At 64.2% G+C, this 18,031-nt stretch carries 29 protein-coding genes; 17 read left to right on the forward strand and 12 right to left on the reverse strand.

Annotation, left to right across the window (positions count from 1 at the left end; translation table 11 throughout):
• Positions 1–3: 3 nt before the first annotated feature.
• The 5 genes from C8N43_RS15935 to C8N43_RS15955 form a co-directional block, all read right to left on the reverse strand.
• On the reverse strand, positions 4–531 hold the full coding sequence (locus C8N43_RS15935) for a F0F1 ATP synthase subunit B' (RefSeq protein WP_107846742.1): 528 nt from the start codon (positions 529–531) through the stop codon (positions 4–6).
• A gap of 90 nt (positions 532–621) precedes the next feature.
• The gene (locus tag C8N43_RS15940; protein ID WP_107846743.1) at positions 622–858 is read right to left on the reverse strand and encodes a F0F1 ATP synthase subunit C; all 237 of its coding nucleotides are present in this window, start codon (positions 856–858) and stop codon (positions 622–624) included.
• Between the two features lie 70 nt (positions 859–928).
• On the reverse strand, positions 929–1,813 hold the full coding sequence (locus C8N43_RS15945) for a F0F1 ATP synthase subunit A (RefSeq protein WP_245913058.1): 885 nt from the start codon (positions 1,811–1,813) through the stop codon (positions 929–931).
• Entirely contained in the window at positions 1,803–2,147 is a 345-nt protein-coding gene (locus tag C8N43_RS15950) for an AtpZ/AtpI family protein (protein WP_107846744.1), read from the reverse strand. Before C8N43_RS15950 ends, C8N43_RS15945 begins: the two co-directional genes overlap by 11 nt.
• A 184-nt stretch (positions 2,148–2,331) precedes the next feature.
• Positions 2,332–3,234 (reverse strand): LysR substrate-binding domain-containing protein, encoded by a 903-nt coding sequence (locus tag C8N43_RS15955; RefSeq protein WP_107846745.1) that lies wholly within the window; start codon positions 3,232–3,234, stop codon positions 2,332–2,334.
• 107 nt (positions 3,235–3,341) lie between these two features.
• Here C8N43_RS15955 and C8N43_RS19495 point away from each other — a divergent pair, with 107 nt between their 5' ends.
• Positions 3,342–3,521 carry a hypothetical protein gene (locus tag C8N43_RS19495; RefSeq protein WP_146174240.1) on the forward strand — a complete coding sequence of 60 codons (180 nt, stop codon included), beginning with the start codon at positions 3,342–3,344 and terminating at the stop codon, positions 3,519–3,521.
• A 28-nt stretch (positions 3,522–3,549) separates the two neighbouring features.
• Complete coding sequence (locus tag C8N43_RS15960; protein WP_107846746.1) at positions 3,550–3,873, forward strand: ArsR/SmtB family transcription factor; 324 nt, start codon at positions 3,550–3,552, stop codon at positions 3,871–3,873.
• Between the two features lie 173 nt (positions 3,874–4,046).
• Here the strand turns inward: C8N43_RS15960 and C8N43_RS15965 are convergent, their stop codons facing one another.
• The 3 genes from C8N43_RS15965 to C8N43_RS15975 all read right to left on the reverse strand — a co-directional run bounded on the left by C8N43_RS15965 (position 4,047) and on the right by C8N43_RS15975 (position 6,666).
• The gene (locus C8N43_RS15965) at positions 4,047–4,781 is read right to left on the reverse strand and encodes a hypothetical protein (RefSeq protein WP_107846747.1); all 735 of its coding nucleotides are present in this window, start codon (positions 4,779–4,781) and stop codon (positions 4,047–4,049) included.
• 10 nt (positions 4,782–4,791) lie between these two features.
• A complete protein-coding gene (locus C8N43_RS15970; RefSeq protein WP_107846748.1) occupies positions 4,792–5,658 on the reverse strand; it encodes a DMT family transporter in 867 nt (288 codons plus the stop codon).
• A gap of 126 nt (positions 5,659–5,784) precedes the next feature.
• Positions 5,785–6,666 carry a LysR family transcriptional regulator gene (locus C8N43_RS15975; protein ID WP_107847310.1) on the reverse strand — a complete coding sequence of 294 codons (882 nt, stop codon included), beginning with the start codon at positions 6,664–6,666 and terminating at the stop codon, positions 5,785–5,787.
• A gap of 133 nt (positions 6,667–6,799) precedes the next feature.
• Here C8N43_RS15975 and C8N43_RS15980 point away from each other — a divergent pair, with 133 nt between their 5' ends.
• The 15 genes from C8N43_RS15980 to rimM all read left to right on the forward strand — a co-directional run bounded on the left by C8N43_RS15980 (position 6,800) and on the right by rimM (position 14,920).
• Complete coding sequence (locus tag C8N43_RS15980) at positions 6,800–7,375, forward strand: FMN-dependent NADH-azoreductase (protein WP_107846749.1); 576 nt, start codon at positions 6,800–6,802, stop codon at positions 7,373–7,375.
• Between the two features lie 38 nt (positions 7,376–7,413).
• Positions 7,414–7,764: a DoxX family protein gene (locus C8N43_RS15985; protein WP_107846750.1), complete on the forward strand. Its 351-nt coding sequence runs from the start codon at positions 7,414–7,416 to the stop codon at positions 7,762–7,764.
• A gap of 18 nt (positions 7,765–7,782) precedes the next feature.
• Positions 7,783–8,265: a hypothetical protein gene (locus tag C8N43_RS15990; protein ID WP_107846751.1), complete on the forward strand. Its 483-nt coding sequence runs from the start codon at positions 7,783–7,785 to the stop codon at positions 8,263–8,265.
• Positions 8,258–8,722, forward strand: a complete 465-nt coding sequence (locus C8N43_RS15995) for a hypothetical protein (protein WP_146174241.1) — start codon at positions 8,258–8,260, stop codon at positions 8,720–8,722. Before C8N43_RS15990 ends, C8N43_RS15995 begins: the two co-directional genes overlap by 8 nt.
• Positions 8,723–8,872: 150 nt before the next feature.
• The gene (ffh, locus tag C8N43_RS16000) at positions 8,873–10,378 is read left to right on the forward strand and encodes a signal recognition particle protein (RefSeq protein ID WP_107846753.1); all 1,506 of its coding nucleotides are present in this window, start codon (positions 8,873–8,875) and stop codon (positions 10,376–10,378) included.
• Between the two features lie 4 nt (positions 10,379–10,382).
• Positions 10,383–10,715: an NIPSNAP family protein gene (locus tag C8N43_RS16005; RefSeq protein WP_107846754.1), complete on the forward strand. Its 333-nt coding sequence runs from the start codon at positions 10,383–10,385 to the stop codon at positions 10,713–10,715.
• Positions 10,716–11,219, forward strand: a complete 504-nt coding sequence (locus C8N43_RS16010; protein WP_107846755.1) for a GNAT family N-acetyltransferase — start codon at positions 10,716–10,718, stop codon at positions 11,217–11,219.
• Between the two features lie 2 nt (positions 11,220–11,221).
• On the forward strand, positions 11,222–11,743 hold the full coding sequence (locus C8N43_RS16015) for a GNAT family N-acetyltransferase (RefSeq protein WP_342748731.1): 522 nt from the start codon (positions 11,222–11,224) through the stop codon (positions 11,741–11,743).
• The gene (locus C8N43_RS16020) at positions 11,740–12,270 is read left to right on the forward strand and encodes a GNAT family N-acetyltransferase (protein WP_107846757.1); all 531 of its coding nucleotides are present in this window, start codon (positions 11,740–11,742) and stop codon (positions 12,268–12,270) included. Before C8N43_RS16015 ends, C8N43_RS16020 begins: the two co-directional genes overlap by 4 nt.
• Positions 12,270–12,872 (forward strand): GNAT family N-acetyltransferase, encoded by a 603-nt coding sequence (locus tag C8N43_RS16025; protein ID WP_107846758.1) that lies wholly within the window; start codon positions 12,270–12,272, stop codon positions 12,870–12,872. The genes C8N43_RS16020 and C8N43_RS16025 overlap by 1 nt, the downstream gene beginning before the upstream one ends.
• Entirely contained in the window at positions 12,865–13,161 is a 297-nt protein-coding gene (locus C8N43_RS16030) for a chorismate mutase (RefSeq protein ID WP_107846759.1), read from the forward strand. Before C8N43_RS16025 ends, C8N43_RS16030 begins: the two co-directional genes overlap by 8 nt.
• 40 nt (positions 13,162–13,201) lie before the next feature.
• Positions 13,202–13,639 (forward strand): 30S ribosomal protein S16, encoded by a 438-nt coding sequence (gene rpsP / locus C8N43_RS16035; protein WP_107846760.1) that lies wholly within the window; start codon positions 13,202–13,204, stop codon positions 13,637–13,639.
• A gap of 11 nt (positions 13,640–13,650) precedes the next feature.
• Positions 13,651–14,280, forward strand: coding sequence for a 5,6-dimethylbenzimidazole synthase (bluB, locus tag C8N43_RS16040; RefSeq protein WP_107846761.1), 630 nt, complete (start codon positions 13,651–13,653; stop codon positions 14,278–14,280).
• Positions 14,280–14,420 (forward strand): hypothetical protein, encoded by a 141-nt coding sequence (locus C8N43_RS19660; RefSeq protein ID WP_158269995.1) that lies wholly within the window; start codon positions 14,280–14,282, stop codon positions 14,418–14,420. The genes bluB and C8N43_RS19660 overlap by 1 nt, the downstream gene beginning before the upstream one ends.
• Positions 14,417–14,920, forward strand: coding sequence for a ribosome maturation factor RimM (gene rimM / locus C8N43_RS16045; RefSeq protein ID WP_107846762.1), 504 nt, complete (start codon positions 14,417–14,419; stop codon positions 14,918–14,920). The genes C8N43_RS19660 and rimM overlap by 4 nt, the downstream gene beginning before the upstream one ends.
• A 307-nt stretch (positions 14,921–15,227) precedes the next feature.
• Here the strand turns inward: rimM and C8N43_RS16050 are convergent, their stop codons facing one another.
• From C8N43_RS16050 to C8N43_RS16065, 4 genes are read right to left on the reverse strand one after another with little or no spacing between them, the layout of a single operon-like run.
• Positions 15,228–16,175: a 2-hydroxyacid dehydrogenase gene (locus tag C8N43_RS16050; protein WP_107846763.1), complete on the reverse strand. Its 948-nt coding sequence runs from the start codon at positions 16,173–16,175 to the stop codon at positions 15,228–15,230.
• Positions 16,175–16,516 carry a tRNA-binding protein gene (locus C8N43_RS16055; protein ID WP_107846764.1) on the reverse strand — a complete coding sequence of 114 codons (342 nt, stop codon included), beginning with the start codon at positions 16,514–16,516 and terminating at the stop codon, positions 16,175–16,177. Before C8N43_RS16055 ends, C8N43_RS16050 begins: the two co-directional genes overlap by 1 nt.
• Complete coding sequence (proC, locus tag C8N43_RS16060; protein ID WP_107846765.1) at positions 16,513–17,325, reverse strand: pyrroline-5-carboxylate reductase; 813 nt, start codon at positions 17,323–17,325, stop codon at positions 16,513–16,515. The genes C8N43_RS16055 and proC overlap by 4 nt, the downstream gene beginning before the upstream one ends.
• 31 nt (positions 17,326–17,356) lie before the next feature.
• Positions 17,357–17,860 (reverse strand): type III secretion system chaperone family protein, encoded by a 504-nt coding sequence (locus C8N43_RS16065; RefSeq protein WP_107846766.1) that lies wholly within the window; start codon positions 17,858–17,860, stop codon positions 17,357–17,359.
• Between the last annotated feature and the right edge of the window lie 171 nt (positions 17,861–18,031).

Consider the following 18,031-nt stretch of genomic DNA (forward strand, 5'->3'; position numbering starts at 1 on the left):
ATTCTACCCTTTCATCTTCGCGCTGACAGCGGCGGTGACCGTCTTGGCGTCAACCTTGGTCGGCGACACGGCGCTGACGATGTCCTTGGCGATGTCCTTGGCGACAGCTTCGGCGCTTTCGGCCGCGCTTTCACGGATCGCCGCGATCTTTTTTTCGCCTTCGGCGGTGCGGGCCGCGATTTCTGCGTCTGCCTCGGCGATGGCCTTGTCCAGATCGGCTTGAATGGCCTGCTTGGTCTCGCCAACGATCCGGCCAGCCTCGGCGCGGGCGTCAACAAGTGCCTTGTCATAGGCGGCTTCCGCCTCGATGGCTTTCTGCTTGAGGTCTTCGGCCGCGGCAATGTCATTGGTGATCGTGCCCGCCCGCTCGGCCAGAACGGAGCCGATGCGCGGCAGTGCGACGCGCGACAGCACGAAGTAGATGACCACCAGCGTGATCACCAACCAGACGATCTGATTGTCGAAGGTCGAGAAATCCAGCTGCGGCATGCCCGCGCTTTCTTTCGCTCCTTCAGCGGTTTCAGTTGCCATGATGGCCCCTCGGAATGTCAGTGTTGGGTCTTACATCGGACGGGCCCAACCATAGGGCCCGCCCGACCGTAAGGATAGTCGTCGGTCTGCTTAGACGGCAAACATCAGCAGAAGCGCCACGAGGAACGAGAAGATCCCCAAGGCTTCCGCGAATGCGATGCCGATGAACAGAGTGGCCGTCTGCGAAGCAGCGGCGGAGGGGTTGCGCAGGGCGCCGGCCAGGTAGTTACCTGCCACGTTGCCCACACCGACGGCTGCGCCGCCCATGCCGACGGAGGCCAGGCCTGCGCCGATGAATTTACCCATTTCTGCGATATCGCCTTCCATGTCTTTATCTCCTTACGATGGAATTTTGGTGATGCGGTCGTAGGGTGGGTCGTCGCGACCCACCGCTGCGTTAGTGATGCGGGTGAAGCGCGTCCTTCAGGTAGACACACGTCAGAATGGTGAACACGTAGGCCTGGATCGCTGACACCAGCACCTCCAGCCCGTACATGGCGGTGACGGCCAGAACCGACAGCGGCGAGATGGCGGCAATCGCGGCGAAGCCTGCGAACACTTTGATCACGGCGTGGCCTGCCATCATGTTGCCGGCGAGACGAATGGAGTGGCTGACCGGGCGCACGAAGTAGCTGATGACCTCGATCAGGGCCAGGATCGGGCGCAACGCCAGCGGCGCGGAGGACACCCAGAACAGGCTCAGGAAGCCCGCGCCGTTCTTCACGAAGCCCAGGATCGTCACCGCCAGGAACACCGCCATGGCCAGCACTGCGGTGACCGCGATGTGGGACGTGGTCGTAAACGCCATCGGCAGCAGGCCAAGGAAGTTCGAGACAAGGATGAACATGAATAGCGTCATGATGTAGGGAAAGTACTTGAGGCCTTCCTTGCCGCAGACGTCCTCCACCATCTTGTGCACGAAGCCGTAGATCAACTCTGCGATGGATTGGCTCCGGGTCGGCACGATGGCGCGGCGCGAGGTGCCGAAGACCAGCAGCAGCACAACCGCCACGATGGCCAGCGCAAACCACAAGGTCGCATTGGTGATCGTGAATGCATTGACTGTCTGCAAGCCCAACTCATACAGGCTGATTTTCACGTTTTCGCCAGCTTCAAATTTCGAAATCTGATCTGCGGAGAGATTGACGGTCTGCCCGCCCGACAGCGTCCCAGTGCCGCCATCAACCGAAACGACTTGACCGTACTCGGGGAACAGCGGCTTCACGATGAACTGGTCCATCGGGTGGAATTCCAGCGCGCCGCCTTTTGCTTCATCCGCCATGTGTGTCGTCCTTCTCGCCGCCCGCGTCCCGGGCAAAATGTTCGTTTTGGACCTCTTTGGCGGTGCGCATCATAACGTTCACCCCCGCCCCGAAGCCCAGCAATGTGAAGAGCAAAAGGAAGATCGGCAATGTGCCGAACAGCCAATCGAGGCCGTATCCCAAGCTCAGGCCGATCAGAAGACCCGCCACCAGTTCCGTCACCATCCGCCAGCCCTGCTGGGCCCCCGAAAAGTGCTCATCCCCCCGCGGTGCCTCGGTCGCAGCCGAGCGTTTCAGGTCTTCAATCCGTTCGCTCAGCGCGTCGAGCTGCGCCTTTTCTGGATCATCGGACATCAAAAACACCCCACGGGCAGGTTTGGGCAGTGGATACGGCGCGCAGGCGGCAGAGTCAACGGCACCCAACAGGGACCATGTAGACCACTAATTCATTGTTTCTAAAATATATTTCCAATATTACACCGAGGCGGGACAGCACGCCGCAGGCACCACACGCGCAACAGGCAGGCAAAAGCGATATTCAACCATTTGGTTGATATTCATCCACCCGGTACGGCGCGGTAATATCGATCAGCCAGTCCCGGAACGCCCGCGCCGGGGCCCTGCGCCGTGCACCCTCCCCAAAAACCAAGTGGTAGCTGCCCGAGTGTACGGCATAGGGCAGGCATTGCACCAGATGCCCGCGGGCACACGCATCCGCCGTCACTTCCCCCGTGCACAAGATCACGCCGTGCCCGGCCAGTGCCGCATCCAGCGACAGCATGGACCGCATCCTCCAGTCCGGGGCCGGAAACAGCGCCGGATCGAGCCCGGCCTGCGCGGCCCACTGCCCCCAGGGATTGCCATGGCGATCCTGATAGCGGCGGAATTGCAGGACCTGCTCCGGCGCGTCCAGCCCCTTGCCCACCAGAGACGGCGCGCCGTAGACCCGCATCGGCGCATTGCTGATCAGCTCGCTCGCCTGCTCGGGCTTGCCGCTCGCGATCGACCGGATCGCCAGATCGGCCTCGTAGCGCGCAAGATCGGCCAATTCCTGGCTGGCCTCCAGCCGCAGCTCGACCTCCGGATGCGCGGCCTCGAACTCCGCCAAGCGCGGGATCAGGAACTTGATCGCAAATGTCGGCTCCGAATTGACCACCAATCGCCCGCGCGGGGTGTCGTGGAAGGCTTCCGTCGCCTCGGCGATCACATCGAGCGCGGGCGTCACTTGCGCGAGGTAGCGCGCGCCCGCCTGTGTCAGGGCAACGCCGCGCGAGGCCTCCCGGAACAGCTGCACCCCCAGCCGATCCTCGAGCCCGCGCACGTGGCGGCTGATGGCCGAATGGCTGACATGCAGCTCTTCGGCCGCGCCGGAGAAGCTCTGATGTCGCCCGGCCGCCTCAAAGGCACGCAGGGCATTGAGCGGAGGCAGGGTGCGGGACATGCAAACACTTGTGACTTTTTGAGACAAGTCCTGTCAAGCAATGGCGTTTGAAACCGTGCGCGCCACGGGCGATATTTCAAGAAATCCTGAATTTATGGAGGTGCACCATGGTGCTTTTCACGCGTTTGCGCGCCCGGCTTTCCTTTCCCAAATGGCACAGGAAGCCTGCGGGTCGTCTCGACCATATTCCCCGCGACATTTCAGATCATCTGGCCCGGGACATCGGCCTCACCGCCCATGATCTGGAGCGAATACGCCATCAGACGCCCAAGCGCCCTTTGCTCTAGGCGCGAAGCCCTGCTAGGCATCGGGTCGATGACAGACCCGCTCGACACCACTTTCGCGGCCCTTGCTGACGGCACGCGACGCGCGATTCTAACTATGTTGTTGGAAGATGATATGGCCGTGACCGACGTGGCCGAGCCGTTCGAGATGTCGCTGGCGGCCATCTCGAAACACCTCGCCATTCTGACCCGCGCGGGACTGATCACGCAGGAAAAGCGCGGCCGGGTGAAATGGTGCAAGCTGGAGCCCGACGCCATGCGCGCCGCCATCGTATGGATTGAAAGTTTCGGGCAGCTCGAGGCGCTGAACTTCGACGCCTTCGAGCGATTTTTGGACCGCGAGCTGAAGCCCTGACGGGTCAGATCAGACGATGCCGGCCAACCGCAAGACGGCCAGAACGACGACGATCAGGCCGATGATGTAGATGATATTGCGCATTGATGAGGCTCCTTGCCTTAATATGTGGCACGCGACAATCGCGATAGCGGTTAACGCATGACATAGGCGATGGTTCCCGGTGGGCCGCGCTAGCCCTCCACCCAGTCCCAGGAGGCCAGATCAAAAATCCGCCCGTCCGGCGCGCGAAAACGCCGTTGCGCGCTCAGCATCGGGTCGGTCTCCAGCGCCTTGACCCAAGGCGTCGCCTCGATCTGCTCAAGCTGGTCGAGCACATTGGTCACGGCCTCTTTCGTCACCTCCCCGACCATCTGCTGTTGTTCCAGAAGCGCCTGAAGATTTTGGAAAAAGACGTTCTTTTCCTGCAAGACGTCGCGCTGCTTTTTGAGCTCTTTCAATAGTGTCGTCTCGGCGGCGCGCGCAAAGGCAGGCAACCCCAGCGAGCTTGGCACCTCCGGCAAGTCCACCAATTGCAAGCTCAACGGCCCCTTCATCTCGTCCGCCTGCTCGGAGAACGCCTCGAAATGGCCGATCGCGTAATCCGCATCGAAGGCCGCGAGCTTGGCCTGCAGATAGCCCGCGTCAATCGCGCGCTGCGCGTCCGCGACCTTGGCATTCAGGGCATCCCGCTCGCCCTCGAGCGCGGCAATCTCATTGGCCAGCTGCGTGCGCTGCGTGTCGAAATAGCCATTGGCCCAGGCGGTCACGAGCCCCACAACCGCCAGCACGATAGGGGCCATCCCGCCCAGGTAGCCCGGCCGCTTCCACCAGGCCAGCCGCGCCTGATCCACATCGGCGCGCATCTTCTCGACCTCAAGCCGCTTCAGCGCCAGCTCCAGCTCGTCCATTTCGCTCTCTTGCGTCATGGGGCCGAGCCTAACCCTGCTTGAGCAACAACACCAAGGCCAAAACCGTCAGCGCCACGCCGCCCAGCACCAGCGCGGGCGGGCCCGCGCCGCCCAGCGCCAGCTCCCACAGGATGACCCAACTAGGCACGAGGTAAGTGTAGGCCATGACCTTCGACGACGGCAGCCGCATCGCCGCGTATTGCAGCAGCACGAAGGTCATCGCAGAGGCGGCAATGGAGACATAGAAGATCGTGATCCACACGATCGCGGGCAACGCCGCCCAATCCGTCGCGCGCAGATCGCCCCACCCCCAGATCATCAGCACGCCTAGCCCACCGGCAAGCGTTAGCAAGGAGAACACAAGCGGGCGCTCGCCCCGGTTCAGCTTGCGCACCAGTGGGGTGTAGATCGCATGGGCCGCGCAGCCCACAAGGTAGACCAGCTCCCCGCGCCCCACCTCGAAAGCGGCAAGTGCCGCCAGATCCGCGCGAAAGATCACCCAAAGCGCGCCGGCGGCGCCCAAACCCAGCGCCAGTGCCATGCGCGGCGTCGTCACCTGCCTGAGCAGCCCGTATCCTGCCACCGCCGACAGGACCGGCGTCAGGGTGAAAACCGCAGCGGCGCTCACCGGCGGCGCGGTCTTGAGCCCTTCGAACATCAACACGAAATAGCTGGCAAACAGCCCGCCGAGGATCAGGTAGCGCCACGGCGCGTGCAGCGCGGTTCGCGGCATCCCGCCCGTGGCCCAAACCGCCGCCCCGATCACCATCCCCGCCAGCGCGAAGCGCACCGCGTTCAGGGCGGCAGGCGCGATCTCGCCCGCCGCAAGGCTTCCCAGCGAAAACGACCCCGCGACAAGCACGGAAAACAGCAGCATGGCGCCGTGGCCGCGCATGGCTTCGTTTTGGCTCAAATACTCAACTCCACCCGCGGGGCCAGCGCCATCGCCGCCCCCTCGGGCTCACGCACGCCACGGGTCCCAGTCATGTCGCGCGCGGCCGCAGGGCGCACTCCGCTTGGCTTAGAGATCGACCCAGCCCTTGGCCTCTTCCTTCAGGAAGGTCACGAACGAATGCACCTTCGCCGTGCGGTGCAAATCCACATGGGTGACGCACCAGAAGGTCGACCACCAGCTTGGGTCCGGCTCCATCACTTCGCGCATATCCGGATGCTCATGGCCCATGTAGGACGGCAGGAAGCCGATCCCGGCCCCCGCGATCACCGCGTCCTGCACCGTGTTCGTGTCGGAGCATTTGTAGACCACGTTCTCCTCGGGCACATGCTCGCCGATCCATTTCATGAATGGCGCGCGCGGGTTCAGGTTCGACACGCGGCAGAAGCGGTGGTTGGGAATATCGTCGATCCCGCCCAGCGGGCCGTGTCGGAAGATGTAGTCCTTATGGGCAAACAGCCCCATCGGCAGCTTAACCAGCTCTTGCACGATATTATCCAGATCATCCCCCGGCGCGCCCGCGCGCAGCGCGACATGGGCCTCGCCATATTCCAGCCGCAGCGGGCGGGTGTCCACGATCAGCTCCGCCCGGATCTCCGGGTGATCGATCTGGTATTTCGTCAGCGCCCGCGCCATCAAGGGCGACATCTGCGGCAGGCAGGTGATGATCAATTCGCCCGACACGCTCGCCCCGCGCCCGTGGATGCGGCCCGCAAGCTGGGTCAGCTGATCCTCGGTGGCGGAGGCCACGGTCAGCAAATCCTCGCCCGCCTCGGTCGGCGTGTAGCCGCGCGCGTGGCGCTGGAACAGCTTCGCGCCCAGCTTGCCTTCCAGGCTGTCGATATGGCGGATGACCGTCGCGTGGTGCACGCCCAGCACCTCGGCCGCGGCACTCACCGTGCGCAGGCGAGCCACCTGATAGGCGGTGCGATATTCATCCCAATTGTCGATCTCCATCAGCTCCAAGCCTTTCTTGTGTGCATTTGCGCGCAGCGCCTCCCACATAATCGGCGTTGCGTTCAATTTTGCAAGTGCCAATCTTCTCTCCAGCAACAAAACGCACATGCATCCAAGGACACACGCTATGACCATTCTGCAAATCGACAGCTCCGCCCGCCGCACCGGCTCCGTCACCCGCGACCTGACCGCCAAGCTCGCCCACGCATTGGGCGGCCAAGTGGTCCACCGCGATCTTGCCGCGACGCCCCTCCCCCAGATCACCGAGACCTGGGTCGGCTCCAACTTCACCCCCGCCGCCGAGCGCAGCCCGGCCCAGCGCGAGGCATTGGCGCAATCCGACGCGCTGGTCGCGGAGCTGCAGGCGGCAGACACCATTATCATCGGCCTGCCGATCTACAATTTTGGCGTCCCCGCCGCGCTGAAGGCGTGGATCGATCTCGTCGCACGCGCGGGCGTCACCTTCAAATACACGCCCGATGGTCCGAAGGGCCTGCTGGAGGGCAAGCGCGCCATCGTGGCCATCGCCTCTGGCGGAACGAAATCGGGCAGCGAGATCGACTTCGCCACGCCTTACATCAAGCACGTGCTGGGCTTTATCGGCATCCATGATGTCGAGGTGGTCGCCGCCGATCAGTTGGGCGCGGATGCCGAAGCCAAGCTGAGCGCCGCCCAGTCGCAGATCGACGCGCTCGCCGCCTGACCCTTGCCATGGCGCGCGGCCCGGCTAGGTGGCGCGCCATGCAGACACATGCCCTCACCGCCCTCAAGGCCGTCCTCTCTATCGCCTTCCTGTATTACGGGCTGCAAAAGCTCGGGGGCTTTGCCCCCGCGGTCGAGATGTATGAGCGGCTGGGCTACGGTCAGGCCCCGCGTTTCATGACCGGCAGCGCCGAAACCCTCGGCGCGCTGCTTTTGTGGTGGAAGGGTCGCGAGGTCTACGCCGCGATCCTGCTTACGGGCACAATGGTGATCGGAATGTCGGCGCTTTTGATCTATCTCGGGCCGCCCTATTTCCCGGTGCCCTACCTTTTAGCGGCCTGCGGCTTTCTGATGTACGCCTACCGCCACCAGCTTCCCCGTCCCGCCTGAGCTTGCTAACGCGGGGACATGAGGATCACCCGCAACATTCCGGCGCAGCTTATTGTAGAACACAAGCCTTTGGGGCCTTTGGCGATCGCGGCCGTTGGCGCCTTTATCTGCTCTGTCATGTGGTCGGGCCGCATGTTTCAGGGATCGCAGGACGCCTACTACTGGCTCGCCGCTGCAGGCGCCTGCGCGGTGGCAATGCTGTTCTTCGCGCGGCGGCGGCAGACGATGTTTCTGCGCGACGAGGGCCAGGTGGTGCTGCGGCTGCGCACGGTGTTTGGTCACACTGAAGAGGTCCGCCCGCTTTCCGACGCGCTGATGACAATCGTGGAAGAGCGCATGAACCAGGATATGGAGCTCAAGATGCGCCTGCTTTTGCTCTGGCGCGAGGGCTCCGGCTTTGAGCCCTACCCGCTAGCGCTCGATTTCGAGACGCCGGTGGGCCACAAAGAGGAAGCCGCCGAGATCAACGCCTGGCTGGATGCTGCCACGCGCCATGGCTGATCTAGTCGAGAACAGCCGCGGGAGGCTGGTGATCGACCAAAAGCCCGGCAAGATCGCGTGGTTTCTGGGCGGCTTCGTGATCTTCTGGCTCTACATCTCGATCCAGACCCTGCGCGAGAGCGACCCGATTGGCGGCATCTTTCTGGCCGCGACCGCCCTGCCGCTGTTGTTTCTCAGCTTGGTCGAGCGGCAGACGCTGGTCTTTGATGCCACCGACCGTGCTTTCACCATCACCAAGCGCACCGTGTTTGGCCGGAAGGTAAAAGTTTTCGAGCTGGGCGAAGTCGGTCGGGCCAAGACCACATCGGTGCGCGGAAAGGACCGCCGCTTTAAGCAAGTGGTGCTGCAGGCGGGCGGCGAAGAGATCATCGCGGCGCGGATGCTGACCAAATTCAAGGCCCTGCAGATGATGGACCAGATCAACGGCTGGCTTGACTCAGGCCCGCCGAAGGCATAGTCCGCGCACAACATCCGGAAGCACCAGACTTCCGGTCCCGGCACGGAGCCGGGATCGCCCCCCATCAGCGCGTCGCGCCCATGGGGGCGAAACTCGTTTGGAGCGGCCCTATATTGGGTCAGGTGAAACCGTTGAAGGAGGCCCGAGGGCATGTTTGAAAATCTATCCGAACGCCTCTCTGGCGTCTTCGACAAGCTCACCAAGCAAGGCGCGCTCTCCGAGGATGACGTCAAGACCGCCCTGCGCGAGGTGCGCGTGGCCCTGCTGGAAGCCGACGTATCGTTGCCCGTGGCACGCGACTTCGTCAAAGCTGTGCAGGAAAAGGCCACCGGCCAAAACGTCGCCAAGTCGGTCACCCCCGGCCAGCAGGTCGTCAAGATCGTCCATGACGAGCTGCAGCATGTGCTGGCAGGGGACAACGAAACCCCCGGCGAGCTGAAGATCGACAGCCCGCCTGCGCCGATCCTGATGGTGGGCCTGCAGGGCTCGGGCAAGACGACGACCACCGGCAAGCTCGCCAAGCGCCTGACCGAGAAGAACAACAAGAAGGTCCTGATGGCCTCGCTCGACGTGAACCGCCCCGCGGCCATGGAGCAGCTGGCGATCCTCGGCAAGCAGATCGGCGTCGACACCCTGCCGATCGTGCCGGGCCAGAAGCCGGTCGATATCGCCAAGCGCGCCAAGCAGCAGGCAACGCTGGGCGGCTACGATGTCTACATGCTCGACACCGCCGGGCGCCTGCAGATCGACGAAGTGCTGATGCAAGAGGTCGAGGATGTCCGCGACATCGTCTCCCCGCGCGAGACCCTGCTGGTGGTCGACGGCCTGACGGGTCAGGTCGCCGTCGAGGTGGCCGAAGAATTTGACGGCAAGATCGGCATCTCCGGCGTCGTGCTGACCCGGATGGATGGCGACGGGCGCGGCGGCGCGGCGCTGTCGATGCGCGCGGTCACAGGCAAGCCCATCAAGTTCGTGGGTCTGGGCGAGAAGATGGACGCGCTCGAGACCTTCGAGCCGGAGCGCATTGCGGGTCGCATCCTAGGCATGGGCGATATCGTGGCCCTCGTCGAGAAGGCGCAGGAAACCATCGAGGCCGAGCAGGCCGAGCGCATGATGAAGCGCTTCCAGAAGGGTCAGTTCAACATGAACGACCTGCGCAACCAGCTCGAGCAGATGCTCAAGATGGGCGGCATGGAAGGGCTGATGGGCATGATGCCCGGCATGAAGAAGATGGCCGGTCAGGCCAAGGAAGCGGGCTTGGACGACAAGATGCTCAAGCAGCAGATCGCCCTGATCCAGTCGATGACCAAGAAGGAACGCGCCAACCCGCAGATCCTGCAGGCGAGCCGCAAGAAGCGCATCGCGGCGGGCGCGGGCATGGAAGTGTCCGATCTCAACAAGCTTCTCAAGATGCAGCGCCAGATGGGCGACATGATGAAGAAGATGGGCAAGATGGGCAAAGGCGGGATGCTGAAGCAGGCCATGAAAGGCATGTTCGGCAAGGGCGGCATGCCCGACATGAACGACCCCGCCGCCATGGAAGCCGCCGCCAAGCAGCTGGGCGCGAAGATGCCCGGCGGCATGGGCGGCATGCCCGGTCTGGGCGGCGGTGCGCAGCTGCCCCCCGGCCTGTCCGGTTTTGGCAAGAAGAAGTAGCGCCATGATCACCTGCACAGTGCGCTACGAACTGGACCCGGCCAAGCTCGACGCGTTCGAGACCTATGCCCGGTTCTGGATTTACAAGATCCCCGCCATGGGCGGCACCCATCACGGCTATCACATGCCGTTCGAGGGGCCGAATGACATCGCCTATTGCCACTTCTCCTTCCCCTCACTGGCCGCTTACGAGGCCTACCGCGCCAAAATGTGGGACGACGAAGAGTGCCAGCGCGCCTATGCTTTCGCCGAAGATGCGCAATGCATCCGCCGCTACGACCGCTCCTTCACCCGCCCCGTCCTCGACGGGGCCACGCCGCAGGAGCTGGGTCTCTAGATGACACCCCCCACCCTGCATACCGAGCGCCTGACGCTGCGCGCGCCGACCATGGACGACTGGCCGGCCTACAAGGCGTTCTACGCCTCGGACGCCACGCGTTTCACCGGCGGGCCCTATGATGCCAAGCAGTCGTGGACACTATTTGCGGGGGACCTCGGGCATTGGGGCTTGATGGGCTTCGGCTGGTTCATCCTTGATGACGGCACCGGCGCCGTGGGCGCCTGCGGGCTGCACCACCCGCCCCACCAGGCGGATCCAGAGATCGGCTGGAACACCTTCCCCACCGCCCAAGGCAAAGGCTACGCGACAGAGGCCGCGCGCACGGTGCTGGACTGGGGCTGGACCACGCTCAAGCCCGCGCGGATTGTCAGCTATATCGACCGGGGCAACATGGCCTCCAAGGCGGTTGCGGCCAAGCTGGGCGCTACCTTTGCAGGCGACATGGCCGCCCATGACCCCGCGTGCGAGACTTGGGTCCATTCTCAGGCGGAGGCGGCATGAACATGATCGCCTCAGTCCCCACCATCGAGACAGAGCGCCTGCGCCTGCGCGCGCTGAGCGAGGCTGATTTCGGCCCGCTGGCCGCGTTCTACGAAGATGACCGCTCGCGCTTTGTGGGCGGCCCCAAGCGCCGCGATGAGACATGGCGGATGCTTGCCACCGAGATCGGCCATTGGTCGCTGCGCGGCTACGGCCGCTTCGGGGTCGAAGAGCGGGACACCGGCGCCTTTGTCGGCGTCATTGGCCCTTGGAACCCCCATGGCTGGCCCGAGCCTGAGCTGGGCTGGGACCTGATGAACGGCTTCGAAGGGCGCGGCTACGCGACCGAGGCCGCCCGCGCAGCGCGCGACTATGCCTACGGCACGCTCGGCTGGACCACGGCGATCAGCCTTGTGGCGGATGGCAACGATGGCTCCGCCCGCGTGGCAGAGCGTTTGGGGGCCGTGCGTGAGCGCCATATGGACCACCCGATGTTTGGGCCGATGAGCGTCTACCGCCACCCGGCCCCGGAGGCGGCTGAATGAGCGTTCAATTCGCCACCCCCACGCTAGAGACCGCGCGGCTGACCCTGCGCGGCTTCCGCGCGTCCGATGCCGAGACCTTCGTCGCGGCCTTCGGGCATGACCGGATGCAATATGCGGGCGGGCCGATGACCCCGAAACTGGCGTGGCGGCATTTCGCCTCCAACATCGGCCATTGGGTCGTGCGCGGCTTTGGCATGTTCATCGTGACCGCCAAGGGATCGGACACGCCCATGGGCATCGTCGGGCATTGGTTCCCCCATGGCTGGGCCGAGCGCGAAGTGGGCTGGGTGCTGTTTAACGCCGAAGACGAGGGCAAGGGCTACGCGTTCGAGGCCGCTGATGCTTGCGTCGATCATGCGTTCGGGGCCTTGGGCTGGGACACGGCCGTCAGCTACATCGCGCCGGAGAACGCAGGCTCGATCAAGCTGGCTGAGCGCCTTGGCGCGACGCTGGACCCGGATGCACTGCTGCCCGAGACCACGACGCCCTGCCTGATCTACCGCCACCCGCATCGGAGGACCGCGTAATGGGACATCGCGACATCCCCGTCATCGAAACAAAACGGCTGGTCCTGAAAGGACCGGAGTCGGAGGATTACCCCGACTTCAAGGCGACCTTCACCAGCTTCCGCGCCCGCTACATGGGCGGGCCGCTCAACCCGTACGAGGCGTGGATGCTCTATGCGGCCGAGATCGGCCATTGGGAAATCCGCGGCTTTGGCATGTGGATGATCCACGACAAGGACAGCGGCGAAACGCTGGGCATGGCGGGCGGCTGGCAGCCGGCCATGTGGCCCGAGCGCGAGCTGGCCTGGATCATATGGCCCGACGTGGCTGGCAAGGGCTACGCGTTGGAGGCCGTCGATGCCGCGCGGCGCTACTTCTACGCCAACGGGTGGGAGGGGGCTGTGAGCTACCTCGACCCCTACAACCTTGATTCCGTGCGTCTGGCCGAACGGCTGGGCTGCGTGAAAGACAAGGGCGCGCAATCTATCGGGCAAGATGATGCGGTGTGGCGGCACCCGTCGCCCTCTGCGCTCGATGATACCCAGCTGGCCCATGGCATCGCCCTGGAGATCAGCCACTATCACGACCCCGCCTTCAAGCCGAAAGGGTTTGCACTTGACTGATGTTGTCTCGAAAGCCGCAGAGTTGCTCAAAGAGCATCGCGCCTCCATCGACCGGTTGGATGCGATCCTCGTCTACACGCTGGGCGAGCGGTTCAAGCACACGCAGGCCGTGGGCAAACTGAAAGCCGAGCATGATCTGCCGCCATCCGATCCCGATCGGGAGGCCAAGCAGATCGCCCGTCTCGAGGACCTGGCCCAACGTGCCGACCTCGACCCCGAATTCGCCAAATCCTTCCTGAATTTCATCATTCGGGAAGTCATCCAGAACCACAAGAAAATCAAAGAATAACCGGCACATGCCGGTGCAGCCATCTTAAGGAGAAAACACAATGGCAATGAAAATCCGTCTGGCCCGTGGTGGGTCCAAGAAGCGCCCCTTCTACCGCATCGTGGCCGCCGACTCGCGTTTTGCGCGCGACGGCCGCTATGTCGAGAAGCTGGGCACCTACAACCCGCTGCTACCCAAAGACAGCGAAGAGCGCGTGAAGATGGACATGGAGCGCGTGCAGTACTGGCTGGGCGAAGGCGCCCAGCCCACCGACCGCGTGTCCCGCTTCCTGGAAGCCGCTGGCGTTCTGGAGAAGAAAGAGCGCGCCAACCTCAAGAAGGGCGAGCCGGGCAAGAAAGCCCAGGACCGCGTGGAAGAGAAGGCCGCCAAAGCAGCCGCTGCCGCCGAGGCCGCTGCTGCGCCTGCGGAAGAGCCTGCCGACGCGCCCGCAGAAGACGCACCGGCTGAAGAGGCCGCTGCCGAAGAGACCACCGAGTAATCGGTGGGATCATGCGAGATTTCTCCCGCGATTTTCGGGATGAATTCTACGAGTTGATGCGGTGGCGGCGCGATGTGCGCCACTTCCGCACCGACGCGGTGGACGAGGCAGTGCTGGCGCGCTGCCTCGACGCCTTTTCCCTGGCCCCCTCCGTGGGCCTGTCGGAGCCGTGGCGCATCCTGCGTGTAGACAGCTCCGAGAAGCGGGCACTGGCCCGCGCGAATTTCGAAGACACCAACGCGGACGCTTTGGCGCGCTACGATGGCACCGCCCGCGACAGCTACGCGTCGCTGAAGCTTGCGGGCATGGACCGCGCGCCGGTGCATCTGGCGGTGTTCTGCGACGAGGCGACCGTGAAAGGCCGCGGCCTGGGCGCGGGCACGATGCCCGAGATGCGCCGCTATTCGGTCGTGTCTGCCGTAACGCTGTTCTGGCTCGCTTGCCGGGCCGAAGGTCTGGGCTTGGGTTGGGTGTCGATTTTAGACGCCCCGCGGCTGTGCCGCGATCTGGGCGCGCCGGAGACTTGGGCGCTGATCGGCTATTTCTGCCTGGGCCATCCAAAGCGTGACGACGACACGCCCGAGCTAGAACGCGCAGGCTGGGACGAACGGGCGTCCAAACTGGAAATCGAGGTGGTCTGATGCGCAAACTCATCACGCTGGTGTTGATGGGCGCAGCCTTCTATGGCGGGCTGCAAGTGGAACGCGTCCTGTCAGAGGGGCGCTGCCAAGCGGGCGGCGGCACCTATCTGGGCGGACTGTGCCGGGGGATCGCACCATGAGCGACCAAATTGTCGTGGGGGTCATCGCGGGCGCGTTTGGGGTCAAGGGCGAGGTGCGGCTGAAGAGCTTCTGCGCTGTGCCGGAAGATATCGCCAACTATTCGCCGCTGACGGGCGAGAACGGGGTGGACTACACCATCAAGATCACCCGCACCGTCAAGAACGGCTTCGCCGCGCGCCTGTCAGGCGTGCGCTTCAAGGACGAGGCCGACGCGCTGCGCGGCGTAAAACTGTCGGCAGATCGTGCGCTGCTGCCGTCCCTGCCCGATGACGAATACTACCACGCCGACCTGATCGGCATGGATGTATTCGACACCGGCGGGGTCGAGATCGGGCGCGTGGCGGCGGTGCAAAACCACGGCGCGGGCGACATCCTGGAGCTGCGCGGGCCGAAGCTGAAAGGCTCGGTTCTGCTGCCGTTCACGCTGGACGCCGTACCGACGGTCGACCTGTCCGCGCGTCGGATCATTGCGGACCCGCCCGAAGGTCTATTGGACTAGAGGTTTTGCGCCTGCCTTTCGGCAGTCGCCACGCGGGGGCGCTGCCCCCGCACCCCCGCCCGTATTTCCGGAACAAAGAAAGAGGAGTGGGTTCTCTGGTGGGCTTGTGGTCGAGACTGACCACGGGGGGTTTACCTCCCCCGGGCCTTTTGCGCGGCAGGCGGTGCCTTGGCCCAATACGTGTGGGGGCTGTCTTCGGCACCTGATCTGCTCTGGGTGTGCCCCGTTTGGTGTGACGGGGCGGGTGGAGCTCCGGTGCGGGGTTCTACGCGAGGCTCGTTAAGGGTACGTTAGGCCTGCGGGCGGTTCAGACCGGATTTGGCAACGGCGCGCCCTTGGCGAAAGCGCGGAGATTGTCGAGCGCCATCATCCCCATATCCGTGCGGACCTCTTCGGTGTTGGTGCCGAGATGGGGCAGCAGGGTGACGTTTTCCATGGCGATCAGCGCCTCGGGGACCTGCGGTTCGAACTCGTAGACATCGAGCCCCGCACCGCCGATTTGGCCGGCCTGAAGAGCGGCGATTAGTGCTGTCTCGTCCACCACGTCGCCGCGGGAGATATTCACGAAGATCGCGTTAGGGCGCATGGTGTTGAAGACGTCCGCCCCGATCAGATGGTGGGTCGCGGGGCCGCCGGGGGTGGCGGCGACCACGATGTCGCTGGCCTGCGCGACATCTTCCATCGAGGCGAGCTGGGTCGCGCCTTCGACCTGTTTCTCAGAGCGGTTGGCGAAAACAATCTTGCAGCCAAAGCCGAGGCGACAGCGATCCGCGATGGCCTGACCGATGCGGCCCATGCCGATGATGCCGATGGTCTTGCCCGTCAGGTGCAGGCCAAGCATCTGCGTGGGCTGCCAGCCGGTCCATTGCCCCGCGCGCACAAGCCGTTCGCCCTCGCCCGCGCGGCGGGCGGTCATCAGCATCAGCATCAGCGCGATATCGGCGGTGGCGTCGGTGACGGCACCGGGCGTGTTGGTGACGGCGATGCCTTGCTCGCGGGCGGCGTCGACGTCGATATGGTTAAATCCCACGCCGAAATTGGCGAGCAGCTTTGTGCGCGGCGCATTTGCCGCGCGAATTGCGGCGCCGGTGAACTGGTCGCGCAGGGTGGGCAGGATCAGGTCGTAGCTGCCGAGCGCCTCGGTCACCTCGGCCTCGGTCATGGGATCTGATGTGTCGCGCAGGGTGACGTCGAACTCGGCGCGCGCGGCTTCGAGCACGGCCTGCGGGAGTTCGCGGGAAATGAGCAGCTTCATCAATATAGCCTTCCGCCGATGGCCACGTCTTTGTCGGGGGTGAGCAGGACCACCTCGCCGTCTTCGTCGGGCACGCCGAGCACGAGGATTTCGGACATGAATTTACCAATCTGGCGCGGCGGGAAATTGACCACGGCCATCACATTGCGGCCGGGCAAGTCCTCAGGCACGTAGTGCTTGGTGATCTGGGCGGAGCTTTTGCGCTCGCCCAGATCGGGGCCGAAATCGACCCAAAGCTTGATCGCGGGTTTGCGGGCCTCGGGGTAGGGCTCGGCGCGGGTGATCTGGCCCACGCGGATATCGACCTTCAGGAAGTCGTCGAAGGTGATCTCCGGCGTCATTTGCCCAGCTCCCTGCCGCGCTCTGTGGCGGCTTTGACAGCTTCCGAGAGCAGATGCGGGAAGCCTGTGTCTTCGTCCATCAGGACGTTGAGCGCAGCCGCGGTCGTGCCGCCGGGGCTGGTGACGTTGATACGCAGCTGTGCGGGGTCCTCGGTCGCTTCCTCTGCCAATGCGCCCGCGCCCGCGACGGTGGCCTTGGCCAATTGCATCGCCATATCTGGCGGCAGGCCCTGGGCCGCGCCCGCGGCGGCGAGGGTTTCGATCAGATGGAAAACGTATGCCGGGCCGGAGCCGGAGACGCCGGTGACCGCGTCGATCTGGTCCTCGGAGCTGAGTCGCACGACCTGCCCCACGGCGCGCAGCAGGCCGTCCGCCATATCAAGATGGGCGGGCGTCGCGTGGGCGTTGCCGATGATCGCGGTGATGCCGCGCCCGATGGCGGCGGGCGTGTTGGGCATGGAGCGGATGATAGGGGTCCGGTCGCCCAGAGCCTGCTCGAAATGGTGAATGGAGGTGCCTGCGGCGATGGAGAGGAACAGCGTTTCGCCATTGCCGAGCGCGCGCATCCTTGGCAGCGCCTCGCCCATCATTTGGGGCTTGACGGCGAGCAGGCAGATGGCAGGATTTTCGGGCAATTGCCCATTGATCTGAACGCCTTGACCTTTGAGCCATTCGGATGGCGCGGGATCCAAGACATGCACGGACCCGGCGTCGATGCCGCCCTTCAACCAGCCTTCGAGCAGGGCGGAGCCCATCTTGCCACAGCCCAGCAGCACCAGCCCGCGTTGGTTAATTTCAGTGAAATCCATGCTGCCCCCGGGCGTTGTTCCGGGGCGGAGGTTATGCGCGCCCGTAGGCTTCCGCAATGGCAACATCCATCGCCTGCTTCGGCGAGCGGTCGCCCCAGCACACCAGTTGGAATGCGGGGTAGAAGCGCTCGGACGCCATGACGGCGGCGCTGAGCATCCGGTCGACCTGATCGGCCCCTGCGCCAAGGCCGCCCGACAGGATCAGCCCGTAACGGTAGACCATCAGGCGCTGCGCCTCCCAGTAGGTGAATGCGCCGGTCCAGCAGGTGTCGTTGGCCCGGTTCAGCATCTCGTAGAGCGCGGGCAGTTTCTCTTCCGGCGGCTCCATCTCGAAGGTGGAGACAAGGCGCAGGGTCTCGTCATGGTCCGACCATGCGAGCGTGATCGAGTAGGTCCGCCACTGGCCCTCGATCGCCATGGCGATCTGGTCCTCGGCGATGCGGTCGAATTCCCAGTCGTGATGGGCCGCGAGGGTTTCCACCAGGTCGATCGGGTGCAAATCCTCGGTCTCGAAGTAGTGCTCTAGGCTTGACATGCTCGGTCCCCTGTCCAAATCGCGCATTGGGGGATGCCTATTCCCAATGGGCTGGGTTCCTCTCAATGGGTCGTCTGCGTGGCGCGACCCTTGCCTAGATGTTGTGATTTTCGGGACTCCCTGTAAAGGGTTTATTTCGGGTTACCCACAACAGATTGTGGTCCTGTGGGG

Source organism: Litoreibacter ponti (assembly GCF_003054285.1).
Taxonomy (GTDB): Bacteria; Pseudomonadota; Alphaproteobacteria; order Rhodobacterales; family Rhodobacteraceae; genus Litoreibacter; species Litoreibacter ponti.